The organism is Xylanibacter ruminicola (assembly GCF_900107775.1).
GTDB lineage: Bacteria > Bacteroidota > Bacteroidia > Bacteroidales > Bacteroidaceae > Prevotella > Prevotella ruminicola_C.
In genome coordinates this window covers 1-21,374 of record NZ_FNRF01000006.1, presented here as the reverse complement: position 1 = coordinate 21,374, position 21,374 = coordinate 1, and the positions used below count along the sequence as shown (strand labels likewise).

Here is a 21,374-nt window from a genome sequence, read left to right as displayed (position 1 = left end):
TATTGATGAAGAAATTAACAGTTATACTATTCTTATTCCTCTTTCCACTGGCCTCTTTCAACGAGGCAAGCGCACAACGCTTAACCGTAAAAAACACCACCATCGATGTGGGTGCTACGGGCTACGAACAACCTGTTACGGCCACCTTCGAGATGCGTAACAAAGGTTTGCGTCGATTGGTTATTCAGAGTGTGAAACCCGATTGTGGTTGCACAAAAATAGAATATCCCAAAGAGGTGGGAATTGGCGAGCGATTCACCATTAAGATGACTTACGATGCCCGTATGTTAGGTCACTTCCAGAAGATGTGTCTGGTAAAGAGTAATGCCTCAAAAAAGCCGTTCTACCTTACGATGACAGGTGTGGTTAAGAGTGATTTCAGAGATTATTCGGGTGAGTATCCTATTGAGATGGGCGACCTGCTGTTGGATAAGGCCGTACTTGAGTTTGATGATGTGAACAAGGGCGATGTGCCTGAACAGGAGATTCACATCCTGAATAATGGTAAGAAGGCCATGCGCCCTAACCTGATGCACCTGCCTCCTTATCTCACCGCTATCACCAGTCCCGATCATCTGTTGCCAGGACGTACGGCTACCATCAGCGTGAAGTTGCTCTCAGAAAAACTGCGCGATTATGGCTTGACCAAGACCACTCTTTATATGGCCCACAACCCAGGCGATAAGGTGCGTCAGGATTACGCCATTGATGTGGCTACCGTACTGTTGCCCGATATGAAACAGTTCGAGAAAGAAAATAAGGATCTGGCACCACAGTTGCAGATGTCGGCTAAGGATGTTGATTTTACCGATTTTGGTGGTAAGACTAAGAAAACGGCTACTGTTACGTTGCAGAATACGGGACATTCGCCCCTGAAGATTACCTCGCTCCAGCTCTTTACGTCGGGCTTGAAGGTAACCCTCTCGAAGAGTGAGATTGCCCCAGGTCAGAGTGCCAACTTAAAGATCACGGGTATTGCCGAAGAACTCCAGAAGCTCCGTACGCGTCCCCGTATCCTGATGATTACCAACGATCCCGATCACGCAAAAGTGGTGGTAAACATCAAGTTGCAGTAAAGTTAAATGTTCAATCTTCAATGTTCATTGTTATATGGAACATCCCGAAAATAGCTCAGAATATGCAGGCTTGCAGGTAAATTGTGGTGTTAATCAGCCACCTATCGTTAATCCTTACCTCAAGCGTCGCCGTCGTCGCGAACTCTCTGTCGATGAGATGGTAGAAGGCATCCTCAAGGGTGATGTCACCATTCTCTCACAGGCTGTTACGCTCATCGAGAGCGTGAATCCCGACCATCAGGCGCGTGCGCAGGAGGTGATTAACAAGTGTTTGCCTTATAGCGGCAACTCCATCCGAATTGGTATCAGTGGTGTACCAGGCGCTGGAAAAAGTACCTCGATCGATGAGTTTGGTATGCATGTGCTCAAGGAGAAAGGCGGTAAGCTGGCTGTGCTGGCCATCGACCCTAGTAGCGAGCGCACCAAGGGCTCGATTTTGGGCGATAAAACACGTATGGAAAAGTTAGCTCAACATCCATCGTCGTTCATTCGCCCTAGTCCATCAGCAGGCTCGTTGGGTGGTGTGGCCCGCAAGACTCGTGAGACGATTATTCTGTGCGAAGCCGCTGGTTTCGACAAGATTTTTGTTGAGACTGTGGGTGTTGGTCAGAGCGAAACAGCCTGTCACTCGATGGTGGATTTCTTCCTGTTGATTCAGGTGGCAGGTACAGGCGACGAGTTGCAGGGTATTAAGCGTGGAATTATGGAGATAAGCGATGGTATCGTGATTAATAAGTGTGATGGCGATAACGTGGATCGTTGCCAGATGGCGGCTACCAACTTTCGTAATGCTCTCCACTTCTTTCCTATGCCCGATAGCGGTTGGAGTCCTAAGGTGCTATGCTATAGCGGATTCTATGGTACAGGCGTAAAAGAGATATTCGACATGATTTACGAGTATATGGATTTTGTAAAGGCCAACGGCTATTTTGCCTATCGTCGCAATGAGCAGGCTAAATACTGGATGTACGAGAGTATTAACGAGCATCTGCGACTCAACTTCTACAACAATCCCGCCATACAGGCTCAGTTGGGCACCGCCGAAACGTCAGTCCTAGCTGGTCAGAAAACATCGTTCGTGGCTGCTCAGGACCTGCTCGACGAATATTTTGCCCTCCTCAAAAAAAATGTTTAATCTTTAAAGTTTAATATTTAATCATTCATGATTATCGAAATAGATAACGGCAGTGGTTTCTGCTTCGGAGTTACCACCGCTATCAAGAAAGCCGAAGAAGAGCTTGCTCAGGGCGAAACCCTTTACTGTTTGGGCGATATTGTGCACAACGGTATGGAGTGCGAACGCCTGCGCGAGATGGGACTTATTACTATCAATCACGACCAGATGCGCGAACTGCACAACGCTAAGGTGTTGCTGCGTGCCCATGGCGAGCCCCCTGAAACATACGAGCTGGCTCGAAAAAATAACATCGAGATTATTGATGCTACTTGTCCAGTGGTGTTAAAACTGCAAAAACGCATCAAAGAGCAGTACGAAACCTCGCCCAACCTCCCCAAAGGCGAGGAGGCCCAGATTGTGATTTTTGGTAAGAAAGGTCATGCCGAAGTGCTTGGTCTGGTGGGGCAGACGCATAGCAGCGCGATTGTGATTGAGAGTAGCGACGAGGTAACCAAACTCGACTTTACCCGCGATATCTACCTGTATTCGCAGACTACAAAATCGCTCGACGAGTTCCGTCGCATCATCGATTATATCCAGACGCACATCTCGCCTAACGCCACGTTTAAGAGCTTCGATACCATCTGTCGTTCGGTAGCTAACCGCATGCCCAATATCTCGCAGTTTGCCACCAAGCACGATTTGGTGCTCTTTGTGTGTGGACGTAAGAGTTCGAATGGTAAGGTGCTCTACAACGAGTGCCTGCGTGTAAATCCCAATACCCATCTGATTGAGGATCCACAGGAGATTGAGCCCGAATGGTTGAAGGGTATCGAAAGTGTAGGTATTTGTGGTGCTACCAGCACGCCCCGTTGGTTGATGGAGCAGTGCCGCGACGCCATTCAGAATATGCAGCCATGATACAGGTTCGTGTGTCTTCCGAAATATCCAGCGTGTGCCCCAATTTTGTGGGGGCATGCGTTGAGGCTCAGGTGGTAAATACGCCTTATAGCGACCGTTTGTGGCTGGCTATCCACGAGGTTGAGGCTCGTTTGCGTCAGGAGCTTACTACCGAAAGCGTAAAAGCGTTGCCATCCATCGCCGCTACGCGCGCGGTATATAAGTTATGTGGCAAGGATCCCTCACGCTATCGTCCTGCTTCCGAGCAGCTTATCCGTCGTATGTTGCAAGGCAAGGAACTTTACCAGATTGATACGTTGGTTGATCTGGTAAATCTCGCTTCGATTGCCTATGGTTACAGCATTGGTGGATTTGATGCTGATAAGTTTGTGGGCCCCGAACTGGTGTTGGGTGTAGGTAAGGAGGGTGAGCCCTACGAGGGTATCGGTCGCGGTCCGTTAAACATTGCCGGACTGCCTGTGTATCGTGATGCTCAAGGCGGTGTGGGTACGCCCACCAGCGATCATGAGCGCACAAAAATGACGCTCGAAACCACGCATCTCGTAGTGCTCATCAACGGCTACGATGGTAACGAAGAACGTGTTCGTGCCAATGCCGAATACATTCAGAAACTCCTTATAGATTACGCCCAGAGCGACGGCGGAACTATTACGCTGTATAGATAATTTAGGTTCAGGTGGTTTTCTACTGTTTTTCTGTATACCCAGGCGCTGGGCAATTTCCTATTAATCGCTATAGGTTGCATGTCGTGATAATATTTTAGTTATTTCGCCCGCAAAAGTACAATTTCTTGCCGAAATTATCAAATTTTTTCATAAAAATATGGCATTAGCATATTTCTTGGCATTTTTGCTCCCACACGTGGGAAATAATTTTTCCACACGAGAGCGCTATTTTTTATGCTTGTAAAGGTTATACTGTATACGATTTGTATAACGAATAATGTAAAATATTGTAAACTATCTTTGTATTTTGCGGATACAGAAATACAGAATACAGTTTTGTTGTGAGCATTGTCAATCCAAAAATTCAGTAATTCAGAATTCAGTTTTCTCATGAGCACAAAGATGACTCAGATATCAGATATCAGTTTATTTGGCTAAGCATTTGTAACTTTAAATATACTCTATTAGAATATTATATATTATTATATATATTATAATATATATAATAATATATAATATTTATAAGATTGATTATTAGAGAGTAAAGCGATAGTTGTATTAGCTCACAAGAAAACTGATATCTGATATCTGAGTCACACACAGATTATCCCTCTCCAAATAAACTGTATTCTGTATTCTGTATCCACTGATGTTTCTTTATCTGTGGATATATAGCTTCCTAAAAAACTGAATTACTGAATTCTGAATTTTCTCGCTCAGTTTAGATAAGTTGGTGGTATGGTGTTGCTAATAAAAAAACGAAAAAATTTGTTTTTTCGCTTACTTATTCGTACCTTTGCAGCACAATTTTAATTATGGGAAAAGGAAAGTTAGCTAAATTTGCGGACATGGAAACGTACGAGAACGTGTTCCAGTATCCGTTTTCGGTGATTGAGAATGTGCCATTCGAGATGAAGGGGCACTGGCACGAGCAGTACTTCCACAATAATAACCCGATAGTGCTGGAACTTGGTTGCGGTAAGGGAGAATACACAGTGGAACTGGCCAAACTGTATCCCGACATGAACTTTATTGGTGTGGATATCAAAGGTGCACGTATGTGGACTGGTGCTACACAGGCCCTGAACGAGGGACTGAAGAATGTGGCTTTTCTGCGTACGAATATTGAAATAATTGAACGTTTTTTTGCTGAGGATGAGGTGCAGGAAATCTGGCTCACATTCAGCGATCCGCAGATGAAGAATCCTCGTAAGCGATTGACATCCACCTATTTTATGAATCGCTATCGTAAATTTTTGGTTGATGGCGGCGTGATACATCTGAAGACGGATTCGAACTTCCTCTTTACTTATAGTACCTATATGGTAGAGAAGAATGCGCTGCCCGTAATTTTCCGTACAGAGGATTTGTATCACGATGAGCGTATCGACGAGGGGACGAAGAAGATTCTGGCTATTCAGACTTATTATGAGGGCATGTGGATTGCCCGCGGACTGAATATTAAATATATGAAGTGGAATCTGCCTCGCAACGGCGAGCTGGTTGAACCCGAGGTGGAGATTGAACTGGACGACTATCGCTCGTATCACAGATCAAAAAGAAGTTCATTAGATAAGGCGAAATAATGGAAAATGTAATATACCCCAAGATGGTGATGGATGCCTTGGCTACGGTAACGTATGCGGGCACCAAGAAGAATGTGGTGGAGAGTGGTATGGTGGCTGATACACCTGCTGTGGCTGCTCCACAGAAGGATGGTGAGAACTGGAAAGTAAAGGTGGTGCTGGAGTTCCCACGCGATACTGATCCTTTCCTGAAATCAACTGTAAAAGCTGCCGAGGCGGCTATCAAATACCACTGCGGCAAGGAGGTGGAGGTAGAGATTGAAACAGAATTCAAGTCGAAACCACGTCCAGAGGTGGGCGAGATGCTGCCTGGCGTCAAGAATATTATTGCCGTTAGCTCGGGTAAGGGTGGTGTAGGTAAAAGCACCGTATCGGCTAACCTGGCTATCGCTTTGGCCCGTTTGGGTTACAAGGTGGGATTGCTTGATACCGATATCTTCGGTCCGTCAATGCCTAAGATGTTTAATGTTGAGGATGAACAGCCTTACGCTGTAAAGAAAGACGGTCGCGATTTGATTTGTCCCATCGAGAAGTACGGTGTTAAACTGCTGTCGATTGGTTTCTTTGTATCGCCAAACACAGCTACTCTGTGGCGTGGCGGTATGGCTACAAGTGCGCTGAAGCAGCTGATTGCTGATGCCGATTGGGGCGAACTCGACTATTTTATCCTGGATACACCTCCAGGCACCAGCGATATCCATCTTACATTGCTGCAAACACTGCCTATTACAGGCGCGGTGATTGTGTCAACCCCACAGCAGGTGGCTTTGGCTGATGCACGTAAGGGTATCGATATGTACCGCAACGAGAAGGTGAACGTGCCCATTCTCGGTTTGATTGAGAATATGGCCTGGTTTACACCCGCAGAGCTGCCCGAGAATAAGTATTATATATTTGGTAAGGAGGGTTGCAAGCAGTTGGCCGAGGAGATGCAGGTACCTTTGCTGGCACAGATACCACTGGTACAGAGCATCTGCGACAATGGTGATGCTGGAACCCCAGCTGCATTGAGCAGCGACACATCTACAGGATTGGCATTTATCAATCTGGCGCAATCGGTAGTAACGGTTGTGAATCGTAGAAACAAGGAAAAGCCCGCTACGAAGATTGTAGGCATGAATAAATAAAAAAAGCCTCGCTCGAAATGAGCGAGGTTTTTTATTTTATTCGATCACAACAGTTGTCCAACCGTGCTTGTCTTCGAGTTCGCCGTACTGAATACCACGGAGTGTATCGAAGAGCTTCTTTGACTGTGGACCTGGCTTGTCGCCGAATGAGTAGCGCTTGCCAGTGTCAAGGTCGTCGATATAAGAGATTGGGCTGATAACAGCGGCTGTTCCGCAAGCACCAGCCTCCTCGAAGGTCTCGAGCTCCTCCTCGGGGATAGGACGACGCTCAACCTTCATGCCCAGATCCTCTGCAACCTGCATCAAGCTCTTGTTGGTGATAGAGGGCAGGATAGAGGTCGACTCTGGTGTGATATAGGTGTTGTTCTTGATACCAAAGAAGTTGGCTGCACCGCACTCGTCGATGTACTTCTTCTCCTTTGCGTCGAGATAGAACTCGCAAGCATAGCCCTTTTCGTGAGCCAGGTTGTTGGCAAACAGGCTGGCAGCATAGTTTCCACCTACCTTATACTTACCTGTACCGAGAGGGGCTGAACGGTCGTAATCGCGAACAATCACGTAAGGATTGCTTGAGAAACCACCCTTGAAGTATGGGCCTACTGGTGTAACGAAGATAAGGAAGCAGTACTCCTTAGAGGGGTGAACACCTACCTGAGCGCTGGTACCAATAAGCAGTGGGCGGATATAGAGTGTAGCACCACTCTCGTAAGTTGGGATCCACTCCTGATTCAGGCGAACCACCTTCTTAACCATCTCGGTAAACAACTCGGTTGAAACCTCTGGCATCAAAATGCCGCGACAGGTGCTCTGCAGGCGCTTGGCATTCTCGTCAACGCGGAACACACGAACCTTGCCATCGGGGCAACGATAAGCCTTAAGACCCTCAAAAGCCTCCTGACCGTAGTGCAGACAGGTTGCAGCCATGTGCAGATTCAAATACTCGTCGGAGCAAACCTCTATTTCGCCCCACTTTCCATCGCGATAATAGCAACGTACGTTGTAGTCGGTCTTCATGTAGCCGAATGACAGACTACCCCAATCCAAATTCTTCATATTACTTTTTTCTATGTTTGAAATTTCAAATTTGCATGCAAAAGTATATAATTAATATCAAATTAACAAAACTTTTGGCCTAAAATCTTTTATTCTGTAAGTATTTTCTTGATTTCGGCGTCGGTTTTGGTAAGTTTGTCCTTGCAGAGCTTGATTAACTGCTGGGCACGTTTAAGCTGCTCGGCCATCTGGTCGATGTCGAGTTCGTCGTTCTCCATCTTGTGTACGATGGACTGTAATTCGGCTATAGCAGCCTCGTATTTCAGTTCTTTTTCCATTGTATTTTATACGGATTTAATTACTGAGTGAATGGTACCCTTGGCTAGGCGGGTTTCGATTTCGGCGCCGGGGGGCAACTGCGATGCGTCTTTTACAGCCCGGCCGTTATGCATAGTGATGCTGTAGCCGCGAGCCAGCAACAGGGTTGGGTCGAGGGCTTTGAGCTTCTCGTCCATCAGTTGCAGACGATGTCTCTCTGATGTGAATCGGCGCTCTATCAACATTGGCAGGCGGGTATAGAGGGCATCAATCTTAGCCTCCTGTCGGGTTTTTACAATCGAGAACAATCGGGGGATAGCCTCGGATATAATTGACAATTGAGAATTGGCAATTGATAATTTTTGCTGAACGTAGTGCGTAATCATGCTCTGGGCCCCTTCTATGGTTTCGAGTACGCCCTTCAGGTGGTCGATGAGCAAAGCGGCTGCAGCTGTGGGTGTTTTTACGCGGGTGTGTGAGATCATATCGAGAATGCTCTCGTCGCGCTCATGACCGATACCTGTAATAATAGGTATTGGGAAGTTTGCCACATTTTCGGCCAAAGCCAAAGTATCGAAACCGCTCATGTCGCTGGTAGCACCACCACCACGGATAATCACTACGCAATCAAATGGCATGTCGTAAATCTGCTCCAGAGCACTGATGATGCTCTGTTCAACGCCCTCGCCCTGCATGATAGCAGGAAAGAGCTGTGTCTCGAATTTAAAGCCGTAAGGGTTATCAGCTAGTTGGTTGCAGAAATCGCCGTAGCCAGCGGCTGTTTGCGATGAGATAACGGCAATACGCTGGCAGAAAACGGGCAACTGTAGTTCTTTTTGCAGGTCGAACACGCCCTCGGCCTTAAGCTTCTGGATGATTTCCTGACGCTTGCGGGCCATATCGCCTAAGGTATAGGTAGGATCGATGTCGGTCACGATCCACGAGAAACCGTAAGCCTCGTGAAACTGCGGGTAAACCTGTAGCAGCACTTTCATGCCGGCATGCAGTTGCTGACCGGTAGTGCGCTCGAAGTAAGGACGGATGGTGAGCCACTTATTGGCCCAGCATTTGGCTGAGGCTTTGGCGATAGGTGTGGCGGTTTGCTCATCCTTCTGAATAAGCTCCATATAACAATGACCACGCGATTCGCGGCACTCGCTGAGTTCGGCTTCTACCCAGTATTCCATGGGCAAAGCATCCTCGATAGCCTCGCGTACCAAGCGATTAAGCTCGAATAATGTGATATGGCGCTCTGTATTCAACTTTTTAATTCTTCGGTTTTACTCTATCTTTCCAATCATGTACGCCCGCCAGAAATTAGGGGTTCCGTAGCCGTAAATATTATCGGGCTTCTGATAACTATCGCTGTTCTGGCGTACCAGATTAATGATTTCGAGAGCTGTTTTCTCGGGTAAGGCCTGCCACAAGCAAGCAACCAGTCCGGCTACGATGGGGGTTGAGAACGAGGTTCCCATATCGCGAACAATACCGCCACGCCCTGAAATAAGGTTGGCAGGACTGCCCAGGGCCATCACGTCGGGTTTGATACGCATATCCTGTGTAGGTCCAACGCCGCTAAAGGGGGCGTTTACACGTTGATGATTCAGTGCGCCCACCGTCAGACAGTTATCGGCATCGGCAGGGAAAGTGATTTTTTTCCAAGGGCCCATGCCGCTATTTCCAGCTGAGTTTACCAGTACCATGCCTTTTTGTGCCACCATCGACGCTGTGCGCGATATGAGGGCTGTGCGACCATCCAGATCGTGCTGGTGGTAATAGCCATGACGGTTATCGTATTCGGTGTAGCCTAAGCTCGATGTGATGATGTCGGCGCCTAACGAGTCGGCAAACTCGGCTGCCATCGCCCAATAATCCTCCTCGACAGGCTGCTCGGTTTCCTGATCCTCGCATCGCAGCAGCCAGTAATGGGCATCGGGGGCTGTACCTATCAGCACCTCAGGCTCGTTGGCGGCCATAGTCGACAGAACTTTGGTGCCATGATCGGTTTCCTGATAAAAGTTGGGACTATTGGGGTAAACAAAGTCTTTTACGCCTGATATGATAGCGTGCTGAAAGGTGGGTAGAACGTTGCAGTTCTGGAATCCGCCATCGAGCACGGCGATGGTGATGCCTTTTCCACGACAACCGATATTATGCAAACGATGACCGTTTAGCATCTCGATCTGTTCGCGACCATGACCATAGAAAGATCCTTTCAGACTGTCCCATGAGTTGAATCCTGCGTTGGCCTTTATTTTGATTTGACGCTCGATGCTATCGGGGGCTTCCCACACCATCTCGCAGTTCTTTACGTAAGCTTGCTCGCCCAAACGACGCAAAAAAGTGGTGTCGGCCGAACGAACCAATACGGTGTTGTTCCATCGGCTGGTACCGATAACCATCGATTCGGTTTGTGAGCGTTTAACGTTGCGATTGGCATCGTTGATCATGCGATCGATGGCTTTCAAGTAGCCGCTGCTTACGGGCAGGTCGGTAGAATCCAAGGGTAATCCCTGCTTGCGGCGGCGCTCAATACTTTTGTGCGAGAGCCAGCGCTGAGGGCGGTCGAGCGTATAACTTGATTCGCGTTTATCCTGCAAAGTATAACGCCAAATATAGCATTTGCCCCCAGGATATTTCCTCTTGGGAAGTGTGGCTGCACTGGCTGTTATGGCGCAGAAAAGTGCGGCAATCAGTAGGTTTATCAAACGTAAATTGGTCATTCAATTTGATTTTACGAGTGCAAAGATACAAAGATTATTTTAAAAAGTGCATCTTATCTCGGAAAATATTCGTACCTTTGCAGCGTTTTAATAAATATGTGCGCGAATGAGTGATAACAAACAAGCCGCTTTGGCATTAGGAACGAAACCCGTAGGGCAATTGCTGTGGCAGTATGCCCTGCCTGCAATCGTGGCCATGTCGGCTTCGAGTCTCTATAATATCATCGACCGTGCTATGATCGGTCAGATAGTAGGCCCCGAGGCTATTGCGGGCTTGGGCATTACCTTCCCCTTTATGAACCTGAGTGCAGCCTTTGGTGCAGCAGTAGGTGTGGGATCGAGTGCCAGCATTAGCGTAAAGCTGGGACAGAAGGATTATCCTACAGCGCAGAATCTGTTAGGTAATACCCTGACGCTGAACCTGATTATTGGTTTCTCATTCATGGTTATCTGTCTGCTTTTCCTGGATCCCATCCTGTATTTCTTCGGTGCCAGCGAAGTAACACTGCCTTATGCACGCGAGTTTATGACCGTTATCCTGCTGGGTAACGTAATGACCCACATGTATTTTGGTATGAACGCTGTGCTGCGTGCAGCAGGCAAACCCAAACATGCCATGTACTCGGTGCTGTTTACAGTGGGCATGAACATATTGCTGGTGCTGGCGTTTGTATGGTGGTTCCGTTGGGGCATCCGTGGTGCAGCTTTGGCTACCGTAACATCGCAAACGATTGCTATGTGCTGGCAGTTGTGGCTATTCTCGAACAAGAACGAGATACTGCACCTGAAACGCGGCATCTATAAACTGAAGAAACGATTGGTAAGCAATATCATTGCTATCGGTATATCGCCATTCCTGATGAACGTTACATCGTGTGTAATCGTGATTTTCATGAACAACCAGTTTGTTCGCTATGGTGGCGATATGGCTGTGGGTGCCTACTCGATAGCCAACTCGGTGGTGATGATGTTCTTTATGTTTGTAATGGGTGTGTGCCAAGGTATGCAGCCTATCGTGGGCTATAATTACGGTGCCGAGAAGTACGACCGCATGTTGCGATGCCTGTTTATGGCCATCGGATGTGCTACAACTATCCTGCTGGTAGGTTGGATACTGTCGATGCTTTTCCCCCGCGAGATTGCTCGCATCTTTACCACCGACGAAACACTTATAGAACTGTCGGCCACGGGTATCAAACTGGATATGCTGGTATTCTTCGTGGTAGGTGCGCAGGCTACCATCACACATTTCTTCCAGAGCATCGGAAAAGTAAAGGTTTCGATATTCCTCTCGCTGTCGCGACAGCTCTTCTTGCTGCTACCGATGGCGTATGTGTTCCCGCTGATATGGGGGCTCGACGGTGTGTGGTATTCGATGCCAGCCAGCGACTTCCTGTCGTTTGCGATGACAATACCCATGCTGATGTGGTATATGAAGAAATTTAAAGCTGCGAATGCGAATAACTAAAGAATAATGAAACATATTATTATTAACGTAGGCAGACAGGTTGGTGCTGGCGGACAGGAAATAGGACGCATGCTGGCCAAGGACTTTGAAGCGAAGTATTACGATCGCGAGTTGCTGAATCTGGCTGCTAAAGAGAGTGGATTCTCAGAGAAGTTCTTTAAACAGAACGATGAGAAGAAAGGCTTTTTGCGTGGATTGCTGAATGTGCAAACACCACATTTTATGGGTGGTAACTTGTACGGTTCGAACTTCTCGCAGGAGAGCCTTTTTAAGTTTCAGAGCGATGCCATCCAAAAGGCAGCCAGCGAGGGCAGTTGTGTGTTCATGGGCCGTTGTGCCGACTACATTCTGCGAGATTTCGAGAATGTGGTGAACGTGTTTATCACCGCCTCGATGGACTTCCGCGTAGATATCGTATCAAAAGTAAAACAGTTGGATGCTGAGCATGCCCGTAAACTGATTGAGCATGTTGAGGCCCGTCGCGCGCAATACTATAATTACTATACTGGTAAGAAGTGGGGCGCTGCTGAAAGCTACGACCTGTGCGTGGATGCCAGTTTGCTGGGACTTGAAGAAACCGAGAAACTGATTGCCGATTTTATTCGCAAGCGTTTTGGATTATGAAGAGAATAGGCATACTGAGCGATACTCACAGCTATTGGGACGATAAGTATCTGCACTACTTTGAACCCTGCGACGAGATTTGGCATGCAGGCGATATCGGTAGCGTAGAGGTGGCCGAGAAGTTGGCTGCATTCCGTCCCTTCCGAGCTGTATGTGGAAACTGTGATGGGGGCGACTTGAGACTGATGTATCGCGAGCTGAACCGATTTAAGTGCGAGGATGTAGATGTGCTGATTAAGCATATTGGCGGTTATCCAGGCAATTACGATCCCAGTGTTCGTTCTACGCTCTATGCTATGCCGCCACAACTGTTTGTAGCTGGTCATTCGCACATACTGAAGGTGAAGTTCGACAAGACACTGAATCTTCTACACATCAACCCTGGTGCTGCAGGTATTCAGGGTTGGCATAAAGACAGAACCTTGATACGACTGACTATCGATGGGAAGGAGTTTAAGGATCTGGAAGTAATTACATTAAAAGATTAATTTAATATGAGATCTGACTGGAAGAAATTCATCCGTAAAGTTGTTTTTGAGGTAGTAGTATTCTTTGTGATATTCTGCATTTTAAAATGGTTGTTAGGATGGAAAATGGATTATATCGAGATCGCATTGATTGCTATCATTAATGGCCTGGTTATTGGGCCTGTAACTGATAAATTGCTGAAAGATAAAAATTAGCTATATGAAAAGAACTATCGTTATTACTGGAGGTGCAGGCTTTATTGGAAGCCATGTAGTGCGCCTATTTGTGAACAAGTATCCCGAGTATCACATTATCAACCTCGACAAGTTGACTTATGCTGGTAACTTGGCTAACCTGAAAGATATCGAGAATAAACCCAACTACGAGTTTGTGAAGATGGATATCTGCGATTTTGATGCTTTCTACAAGCTGATGCAGGACAAGAAGGTTGATGGTATCATCCACCTGGCTGCTGAGAGCCATGTTGACCGTTCGATTAAGGATCCATTTACCTTCGCCAAGACTAACGTGATGGGAACCTTGAGCTTGTTGCAGGCTGCTAAGCTGTATTGGGAGAGTCTGCCCGAGAAATACGAGGGTAAGCGTTTCTATCACATCAGTACCGATGAGGTGTATGGCGCATTGGAGCTGACACACCCCGATGGTATCGAGCCTCCATTCACAACTACCGCGTCTAGCTCAGAGCACCATCTGGCTTACGGCGATAAGTTCTTCCTGGAGACAACCAAGTATAATCCTCACTCACCATACTCGGCTTCGAAAGCTTCTTCCGACCACTTTGTTCGTGCATTCCACGATACCTACGGAATGCCTGTAGTAGTAACCAACTGCTCGAACAACTACGGTCCTTACCAGTTCCCCGAAAAGCTGATTCCTTTGTTCATCAACAATATCCGTCATCGCAAGCCTCTGCCTGTTTACGGTAAGGGCGAGAACGTACGCGACTGGCTGTATGTTGAGGACCACGCTCGTGCTATCGACGTGATTTTCCACGAGGGTAAGATTGCTGATACCTATAATATCGGTGGCTTTAACGAGTGGAAGAACATCGACATCATCAAGGTGGTGATTAAGACCGTTGACCGCTTGCTGGGTCGCAAGGAAGGCGAGGATATGGATCTGATAACCTTCGTTACCGATCGTGCCGGACACGATTTGCGTTATGCTATCGACAGCTCAAAACTTCAGAAGGAACTGGGTTGGGAGCCTTCTCTGCAGTTCGAAGAGGGAATCGAGAAAACCGTCCGCTGGTATCTCGACAATCAGGAGTGGCTGGACAATGTAACCAGCGGTGATTATCAGAAGTATTACGATAATATGTATGCCAACAGATAACTTAACTAAAGAACTCCACTCGTATCTGGTGCGTATTGGTATCAATCCCACCAGTGTTACTCCCCAGATGGAGCACTATCTGGAGCATCTGCTCTACCTGCTTCCACCTGAGGAAGAGGAGGCTGTGACACATTATTACGGACTGTTTGGCTGCGAACGCAAATCGCTGCAGCAGATAGCCAAGGAACTGAAGATGAGTCAGGAAGATGCAATGGCGCGTATCGACCAGTGTGTACGCAAGTTGGCTGTAACGCCCGAGTGGCAAATGTTGAAACAAACAATAGAAAAATGAAAAAGATTCTGCTTTTAGGCTCAGGAGAACTCGGTAAGGAGTTCGTGATAGCCGCCATGCGTGCAGGCCAGTATGTGATTGCCTGCGATCGTTACGACAATGCGCCAGCCATGCAGGTGGCTGATGAGCGCGAAGTATTCTCAATGCTCGATGGCGATGCGCTCGAGGCTGTGGTAAACAAGCACAAGCCCGATATCATCGTGCCTGAGATTGAGGCCATCCGTACCGAGCGCTTGTTCAAGTTCGAGGAACAGGGTATCCAGGTGGTTCCATCTGCCCGCGCCGTAAACTTTACAATGAACCGTCGTGCTATCCGCGATCTGGCATCGAAGGAACTGGGACTGCGCACAGCAAAATATTTCTATGCCAAGACCTTTGATGAGTTCAAGGCTGCAGCCGATGAGATTGGATTCCCATGTGTTGTTAAGCCATTGATGTCGTCATCTGGTCACGGTCAGAGCTATGTACACAACGACGACGAGCTGGAGCAGGCCTTTAAGGAGGCTATGGAAGGTAGTCGTGGCGATGTGAAAGAGGTAATCATCGAGGAGTTTATCGACTTTGATTCGGAGTTTACCCTGCTCACCGTTACACAGAAGAATGGTTGGCCCACACTGTTCTGTCCTCCAATCGGACACGTACAGAAGGCAGGCGACTACCGTGAGTCGTGGCAGCCATATAAGATAAGCGATGAGGCTTTGAAGCAGGCACAGATAATGGCCGATAAGGTAACTAAGGCCCTTACTGGTGCTGGTATCTGGGGCGTTGAGTTCTTCCTGACCAAGCAGGGCGAGGTTATCTTTAGCGAGCTGAGTCCACGTCCGCATGATACTGGTATGGTAACACTCGGACATACCACCAACCTGAGTGAGTTTGAACTTCACTTCCGTGCCGTAATGGGAATGCCTATCCCTGCAATCCATCTTGAGCACGCTGGCGCATCGGCTGTTATCCTCTCACCAAAGGAGGCTTCAACGCCTGTTGATCGTTCGTTGCTCGACTACAACTTCGACGAGGCTCTGAAGGAAGATCGCACACGTATCCGTATATTCGGTAAGCCAGAAGCTCACAAGGGTCGTCGTATGGGTGTAGTACTCTGCTACGGCGAGGTTGGCGACGATGTTAATGCTTTGCGTGATAAAGCCAAGCGTCTGGCTAAGACCGTTTTGGGTACCGATCCCTACACTAAGTTTGAACACTAAACAAGTGTTATTATAGAATGAACCGCTTAGAGGTAGAAATCATAGATTTGCCTAAGATCACTGATCCGCGTGGCAATCTGACGTTTGCTGAAGCGCAGACGATGGTCCCCTTCAATATCAAGCGCGCCTATTGGGTATATGATGTACCCGGTGGCGAGAGCAGGGGAGGACATGCGCATAAAAAACTTCGTCAGTTTGTGATTGCTCTAAGCGGTTCGTTTCATGTTACGTTGGATAATGGTTACGAACGCAAGACTGTGTTACTGAATCATCCTTGGCAAGGCTTGCTGATCGATACCAATATCTGGCGAACACTTGATGATTTCTCTTCGGGCGGCGTATGTCTGGTTCTGGCTTCGGAACATTACGACGAGGATGATTACATCTATGATTACGACGAATTCTTGAAATACATCGGATGTTCGAAATAAAACGATACACACCCGACTTGGCCGACGAATGGAATCAGTTTGTGGCTACATCGAAGAACGGCACTTTTCTCTTCGATCGTAACTATATGGACTATCATGCTGACCGATTCACAGATTTCTCGCTGATGATTTATCGCCGAGGAAAACTCTATGCGTTGCTGCCCGGTAATGTGGATGGCGATACGTTTTATTCGCATCAGGGCTTAACGTACGGCGGACTGCTCATGAACGGCAAGGCTACAGCTGCCGATGTTGTTGAGATATTTAAACTATTGGCAGAAAAATGGCGCTCAATGGGTTTAAAGAAAGTGGTGTATAAACCTGTGCCTTGGATATATCACGAGCAACCTTCGGAAGAAGATCTTTATGCTATCGTTGAGGTTTTCGATGTGCGTATTACACGTAGTTTATCTACAACCATCTCCCGTGAGCAGCCAAATACGTGGTATCGTATCAGAAAAAGTGGGGCAGAAAAGGCCCTGCAGGCAGGTGTGGTGATCGAGGAAACCGAGGACTATCAGCCTTTCTGGAAAATTCTGTCGGCTAATCTGCAAGAGCGATATAGCCTGAAACCTGTGCATACACTCGATGAAATAATGTTGTTGCACGAGCGTTTTCCTGAGCAAATACGTTTGTTTGTTGCAAAAGAAGATTGCGAAACCATTGGTGGTTGTGTGCTTTATCTTACTAATCAGGTGGTTCATTCGCAATACATTGCAGCCAACCCAAGGGGGAGAGAGTTGCATGCACTCGATGGATTGTTTGAGCAGGTGATCAGTCTGTCTTTTTGTAATCATCGATTTTTTGATTTTGGTATCTCAACCGAAAATCAAGGTACATATTTGAATAAACAATTGATTTATCAGAAGGAGGGTTTTGGAGGGCGTGGCATTTGCTACGATTGGTATAAATGGTCACTTTGATATCACAAAAAAGAGGTCGATGTGATAATCGACCTCCTGAATGTGTTTAATGCTTATACCTTTATTCTGGCAGTAGTAATACGGTGGCGCTTCGGGCCGCTTGGGCACCCATCACCAGTACTTGTGCAATATCTGCCGTTTTCGACGGTCCGCTGATAAACGTACCATATCCATCGTATTCGTTATCAAACTCAATGCGCTTGTAAGCCTCGTGCATGTTGTTTACAATCTGACTCTTAGGTAGCAGGATGATCAGATTCTCGGAGATGAAGCAAACGGCTTTCTCCTTCATGGTTTGTGGAATCCAGATGCACGCGTTTTCTGCTACACCAAACTTTCCTCGGATAATGCCAACATCTGTTCCGTTCAGATCGCGGGCTCTGCCAACAGTATCAGGGTTTCTAGTGGCGATGGTTATCTCTGGCAGATTTGAGGCAATCTCCTTGGCGTCAGGAAACAACTCCTTGATAAGCACGTTGATATCGCGGCCAGGATCAACTTCTATCACTTGTCCGCCTACCATCTCTGTCATCTTCACAAACTGAACCAGTGGGTTGGGGTAGGTGGTTGCTTTGATATCACTCAAATCGGGCATGTCGTATTTCTCTCTCACATTCGCCCTGTATCTCTTCAGAATATCGTCTTTGTTACTCATAACTTAATGTTCAATGTTCAATATTCAATGTTCAAGGTTATTTCACTTTTCCTTTCTTCCATAACGAGTGGAATGTTTCCTTAGGGAATTTCATCATCTTATGCCCCTCGGCCCATGGATTCATGCCGCAGTTGATAAGTGGCGATGGAATGAGGTTGGCCCAATGAGCCAAAGCCGTACCAAGATTGTAAACGCCCTCGTTGCCATATACCATACTCATGCCCTTACACATCATCTTCTTTTGCGGGTTAGCAGTACCGAACTCGTCTAACTGCTGGCGCCACATGTAAATCTGGTCGCCTAAGTTTACCTTGGCTGGGCAGAGCGTCTGACATGAGTTACACAGGGTGCAGGCACTAACATTACCGGAATGCTTTTGTGGATCGCGAAGCATACCAAGGTTAATGCCGATGGGACCTGGGATGAAGTAGCTGTACGAATAGCCGCCACTACGACGATAAACAGGACAGGTGTTCATACACGATCCGCAACGAATACACTTAAGTGCTTCCCAATGCTCAGGGTTACCAATCCACTCGCTGCGTCCGTTATCAACCAGCACAATGTGCATGGGGTTGGCAGTAGGACGTGCTTTTCGGAAATGTGAGGTGAACGTGGTGGTAGGCTGGCCCGTTCCAGCTCTACAAAGCATGCGCTGGAACACGGCTAAGCAATCGTAATTAGGGATAATCTTCTCCAATCCGATAGCTGCAATGTGTAGTTTCGGGCATGAAGTCGACATGTCGGCATTACCCTCGTTGGTGCAAACTACAATATCGCCTGTTTCTGCGATACCAAAGTTGGCGCCTGTCATACCCGCATCTGCGGTAAGAAACTCGTTGCGCAAACTCAATCTGGCAACATAAGTAAGGTACGTGGGGTCGTGGTTGCCCTTCTCGCTGCCAAGTTTTTCCTCGAATAGTTCGCCAACATCGTCGTGGTTCAGGTGGATAGCTGGCATCACGATATGGCTCGGTGCCTGACCTTTCAACTGGATGATACGTTCGCCCAGGTCGGTCTCAACCACCTCGATGCCATGCTGTTCTAAGTACGGATTCATTTCGCACTCCTCAGTCAGCATCGACTTCGACTTAACGAGTTTCTTCACGTTATGGTTTTTCAGGATACCATACACGATTTCGTTGAATTCGTGCGCATCCTTGGCCCAATGCACAATACAACCGTTTTCTTCGGCTTTAGTGGCAAACTGGTCAAGATATTCGTCCAAATGGGTGATGGTATGGCGCTTGATGGCACTGGCTTTCTCGCGTAGCTGTTCCCATTCGTCAAGTCCGTATGCCATATTGTCACGTTTGGTGCGTACTGCCCAGAAAGTGGCGTCGTGCCATTTTGCGTATGTCTGGTTCTTCAAGAACTCCTTCGCTGCGTTACTATGTGCTGTGCTCATAATGTTTAATCTTTAATGTTTAATGATAATCTTCCAGTCCAGCTGCTAAGATTTCTACCACATGTTTGAACTCCACATCCAATCCTTGCTTCTTGGCAACACCTGCCATATGCATCAAACACGAGCAGTCGGGACCGGTTACGAATCGTGCACCAGTCTTCATGTGGCGCTGCACTTTATCGATACCCATTTGCTCGCTAATGGCCGTCTCCTCAACCGAGAACATGCCGCCAAAACCGCAACATTCGTCGGGGCGCTCTGGCTCTAAGACCTGTATGCCCTCTACAAGGTTCAACAAGTCCTTTATTTTATTGAATTTGGGAATATTTTCCTCACTTGGCGAACTCAGTCCCAACTCCCTCACACCATGACAAGAGTTGTGCAAACTAACCTTGTGGGGGAAAGTACCTAAAGGATGGTTAACCTTTACCACATCGTGCAGGAATTCAACAACGTCCATTGCTTTTTTTGCTGTCTCGCACTCTGTTTTACCTTTCAGTAAGCGGGGATAGTTTAACTTTATAAACGCAGTACAACTAACCGAGGGCGATACCACATAGTCGAAACCTTTGAATTTCTCTTCAAACTTTTCGGCAAGTGGGATAGCTTGCCCCTCAAATCCGGCATTAGCCATCGGCTGTCCGCAGCAGGTCTGGTTCAGCGGGTAGTCCACATCCAGCCCCAGATGCTTTAATAGTTTGTATGTGGCTACTCCTACCTGAGGATAAACCACGTCAACATAGCAGGGAATAAATAAACCGATCTTCATTTTCGTTAGTGTATTATTATATTTGTTTTTTTAGTTATTCATGGGCAAATATAGTGAAAAATTTCCAAAAATACTAATAAATCGGTATTTTTGTTGCTTATTTATGTTTTATTAAAAGTAAATGCTTACCTTTGTGGCATTAAATTTGCGGTAATATTAATGAATCTCGAAATATAATAATGAGTATGAATTATAACGAATTTAACTTTGATGGTCTGACACGTGAGCGAGAGCTCTCTATGTCGGCTGCTTTCCCCGCATTAATGCGGAAAGTGTATGTATGGATGACGCTAGCCCTTGTGCTTACAGGTGTTACAGCGTATGGTGTGGCTACAAGTCCTGGTGTACTAACCGCCTTGTACTCAAACAGAGTGCTCCTTTGGGGACTGGTAATAGCTGAGTTCGCCATCGTGTTTGGTGTAAGTGCTGCTATTAACCGATTATCGCTCACTACAGCTACGTTGCTGTTTGTGTTGTATTCGGTCATTAATGGTGCATTGTTCTCGTCTATCTTCATTGTTTATACAATGTCGAGTATTGCCAGCGTATTCTTTATCACTGCTGGTACGTTTGCAGTAATGGCACTTATTGGTTATACCACCAAGACCGACCTCTCGTCGATGGGAAAGATTCTCTTCATGGCGTTGATTGGTATCATTATCGCTACTGTTGTGAATATCTTTCTGAAGAGTTCCGGTCTTGAAATGATTGTGAGCTATCTGGGCGTTTTGATATTCGTGGGTCTCACTGCTTACGACTCTCAGAAAATCAAAAATATGCTTTTGATGGCACCCGATGCTGGAGAGGCTGCTCAGAAGATGGCACTTTTGGGTGCTTTAACCCTCTATTTGGACTTCATTAACCTCTTTATTTATCTGCTGCGTATTTTTGGACGTCGAGAATAGACTTCTCGCGTACATTATATATAATAAGATATAAAAATGTTGATTATGTAAATATTCCCGAAAACTTTCACGTTTTTGGGAATTTTTTTTGGAAAATGTTTGGTTGGTATTGAAATTTGTTGTACCTTTGCACCCGCAAATCAGGAAAACCACCTGACAAGCAAACAAAAAGAACTTCTCGAACAGCGAGAGAAAGACAAGTTCACTTGGATTTCCGAGTCGAGAGAGAAGTCAAGGCCGAAAGGCATTAGAGAGTTCTTTGAAAGATTTACATAGACAGAAGTAGTACAAGAAGCAAGTACTTTTCGAAGTACTTGGGTAAATGAACAAACCGTTCAATTTCTTGA

Annotated in this window: 22 protein-coding genes; 15 read left to right on the top strand and 7 right to left on the bottom strand. The window is 46.8% G+C overall.

What is annotated here, in order from left to right; translation table 11 throughout:
* Nucleotides 1-5 precede the first annotated feature (5 nt).
* From BLU97_RS13965 to BLU97_RS13935, 6 genes are all read left to right on the top strand, one after another.
* Entirely contained in the window at nt 6-1,076 is a 1,071-nt protein-coding gene (locus BLU97_RS13965) for a DUF1573 domain-containing protein (protein ID WP_074762101.1), read from the top strand.
* 34 nt (nt 1,077-1,110) lie between these two features.
* Entirely contained in the window at nt 1,111-2,211 is a 1,101-nt protein-coding gene (meaB, locus tag BLU97_RS13960; RefSeq protein WP_074762100.1) for a methylmalonyl Co-A mutase-associated GTPase MeaB, read from the top strand.
* A 27-nt stretch (nt 2,212-2,238) separates the two neighbouring features.
* Nucleotides 2,239-3,114, top strand: coding sequence for a 4-hydroxy-3-methylbut-2-enyl diphosphate reductase (locus tag BLU97_RS13955; RefSeq protein WP_074762099.1), 876 nt, complete (start codon nt 2,239-2,241; stop codon nt 3,112-3,114).
* Nucleotides 3,114-3,779 (top strand): B3/4 domain-containing protein, encoded by a 666-nt coding sequence (locus tag BLU97_RS13950; protein ID WP_074762214.1) that lies wholly within the window; start codon nt 3,114-3,116, stop codon nt 3,777-3,779. The genes BLU97_RS13955 and BLU97_RS13950 overlap by 1 nt, the downstream gene beginning before the upstream one ends.
* An 815-nt stretch (nt 3,780-4,594) precedes the next feature.
* Nucleotides 4,595-5,365, top strand: coding sequence for a tRNA (guanosine(46)-N7)-methyltransferase TrmB (trmB, locus tag BLU97_RS13940; protein WP_028908156.1), 771 nt, complete (start codon nt 4,595-4,597; stop codon nt 5,363-5,365).
* A complete protein-coding gene (locus BLU97_RS13935; protein ID WP_074762097.1) occupies nt 5,365-6,492 on the top strand; it encodes an Mrp/NBP35 family ATP-binding protein in 1,128 nt (375 codons plus the stop codon). The genes trmB and BLU97_RS13935 overlap by 1 nt, the downstream gene beginning before the upstream one ends.
* A 36-nt stretch (nt 6,493-6,528) precedes the next feature.
* On the opposite strand, the gene BLU97_RS13930 is transcribed toward BLU97_RS13935, so the two are convergent.
* The 4 genes from BLU97_RS13930 to BLU97_RS13915 all read right to left on the bottom strand — a co-directional run bounded on the left by BLU97_RS13930 (nt 6,529) and on the right by BLU97_RS13915 (nt 10,526).
* Nucleotides 6,529-7,560, bottom strand: coding sequence for a branched-chain amino acid aminotransferase (locus BLU97_RS13930; RefSeq protein ID WP_255397381.1), 1,032 nt, complete (start codon nt 7,558-7,560; stop codon nt 6,529-6,531).
* A gap of 74 nt (nt 7,561-7,634) precedes the next feature.
* Complete coding sequence (gene xseB / locus BLU97_RS13925; RefSeq protein WP_013065600.1) at nt 7,635-7,823, bottom strand: exodeoxyribonuclease VII small subunit; 189 nt, start codon at nt 7,821-7,823, stop codon at nt 7,635-7,637.
* Nucleotides 7,824-7,829: 6 nt separating this feature from the next.
* Nucleotides 7,830-9,065, bottom strand: a complete 1,236-nt coding sequence (xseA, locus tag BLU97_RS13920; RefSeq protein WP_074762095.1) for an exodeoxyribonuclease VII large subunit — start codon at nt 9,063-9,065, stop codon at nt 7,830-7,832.
* 18 nt (nt 9,066-9,083) lie between these two features.
* Nucleotides 9,084-10,526 carry a S8 family peptidase gene (locus BLU97_RS13915; protein WP_033149416.1) on the bottom strand — a complete coding sequence of 481 codons (1,443 nt, stop codon included), beginning with the start codon at nt 10,524-10,526 and terminating at the stop codon, nt 9,084-9,086.
* A gap of 106 nt (nt 10,527-10,632) precedes the next feature.
* On the opposite strand from BLU97_RS13915, the gene BLU97_RS13910 reads away from it, so the two are divergent.
* From BLU97_RS13910 to BLU97_RS13870, 8 genes are all read left to right on the top strand, one after another.
* Nucleotides 10,633-11,994: an MATE family efflux transporter gene (locus BLU97_RS13910; RefSeq protein ID WP_074762094.1), complete on the top strand. Its 1,362-nt coding sequence runs from the start codon at nt 10,633-10,635 to the stop codon at nt 11,992-11,994.
* 6 nt (nt 11,995-12,000) lie between these two features.
* The gene (locus tag BLU97_RS13905; RefSeq protein ID WP_033149414.1) at nt 12,001-12,618 is read left to right on the top strand and encodes an AAA family ATPase; all 618 of its coding nucleotides are present in this window, start codon (nt 12,001-12,003) and stop codon (nt 12,616-12,618) included.
* On the top strand, nt 12,615-13,106 hold the full coding sequence (locus tag BLU97_RS13900) for a metallophosphoesterase family protein (protein WP_074762093.1): 492 nt from the start codon (nt 12,615-12,617) through the stop codon (nt 13,104-13,106). Before BLU97_RS13905 ends, BLU97_RS13900 begins: the two co-directional genes overlap by 4 nt.
* 199 nt (nt 13,107-13,305) lie before the next feature.
* Nucleotides 13,306-14,442 carry a dTDP-glucose 4,6-dehydratase gene (locus BLU97_RS13890; RefSeq protein WP_074762091.1) on the top strand — a complete coding sequence of 379 codons (1,137 nt, stop codon included), beginning with the start codon at nt 13,306-13,308 and terminating at the stop codon, nt 14,440-14,442.
* A complete protein-coding gene (locus tag BLU97_RS13885) occupies nt 14,429-14,734 on the top strand; it encodes a sigma factor-like helix-turn-helix DNA-binding protein (protein WP_074762090.1) in 306 nt (101 codons plus the stop codon). Before BLU97_RS13890 ends, BLU97_RS13885 begins: the two co-directional genes overlap by 14 nt.
* On the top strand, nt 14,731-15,936 hold the full coding sequence (gene purT / locus BLU97_RS13880; protein ID WP_033149412.1) for a formate-dependent phosphoribosylglycinamide formyltransferase: 1,206 nt from the start codon (nt 14,731-14,733) through the stop codon (nt 15,934-15,936). Before BLU97_RS13885 ends, purT begins: the two co-directional genes overlap by 4 nt.
* Nucleotides 15,937-15,953: 17 nt before the next feature.
* Nucleotides 15,954-16,367, top strand: coding sequence for a sugar 3,4-ketoisomerase (locus BLU97_RS13875; protein ID WP_074762089.1), 414 nt, complete (start codon nt 15,954-15,956; stop codon nt 16,365-16,367).
* Nucleotides 16,355-17,290 (top strand): GNAT family N-acetyltransferase, encoded by a 936-nt coding sequence (locus tag BLU97_RS13870; RefSeq protein ID WP_074762088.1) that lies wholly within the window; start codon nt 16,355-16,357, stop codon nt 17,288-17,290. The genes BLU97_RS13875 and BLU97_RS13870 overlap by 13 nt, the downstream gene beginning before the upstream one ends.
* A 61-nt stretch (nt 17,291-17,351) precedes the next feature.
* Here the strand turns inward: BLU97_RS13870 and BLU97_RS13865 are convergent, their stop codons facing one another.
* The 3 genes from BLU97_RS13865 to BLU97_RS13855 are packed head-to-tail and all read right to left on the bottom strand — an operon-like array spanning nt 17,352 to nt 20,122.
* Entirely contained in the window at nt 17,352-17,945 is a 594-nt protein-coding gene (locus BLU97_RS13865; protein WP_013064176.1) for a lactate utilization protein C, read from the bottom strand.
* Nucleotides 17,946-17,982: 37 nt separating this feature from the next.
* The gene (locus BLU97_RS13860; RefSeq protein WP_074762087.1) at nt 17,983-19,353 is read right to left on the bottom strand and encodes a lactate utilization protein B; all 1,371 of its coding nucleotides are present in this window, start codon (nt 19,351-19,353) and stop codon (nt 17,983-17,985) included.
* Nucleotides 19,354-19,372: 19 nt separating this feature from the next.
* On the bottom strand, nt 19,373-20,122 hold the full coding sequence (locus tag BLU97_RS13855; RefSeq protein ID WP_074762086.1) for a (Fe-S)-binding protein: 750 nt from the start codon (nt 20,120-20,122) through the stop codon (nt 19,373-19,375).
* A 185-nt stretch (nt 20,123-20,307) separates the two neighbouring features.
* Here BLU97_RS13855 and BLU97_RS13850 point away from each other — a divergent pair, with 185 nt between their 5' ends.
* The gene (locus BLU97_RS13850; RefSeq protein WP_074762213.1) at nt 20,308-21,027 is read left to right on the top strand and encodes a Bax inhibitor-1 family protein; all 720 of its coding nucleotides are present in this window, start codon (nt 20,308-20,310) and stop codon (nt 21,025-21,027) included.
* Nucleotides 21,028-21,374: the final 347 nt, after the last annotated feature.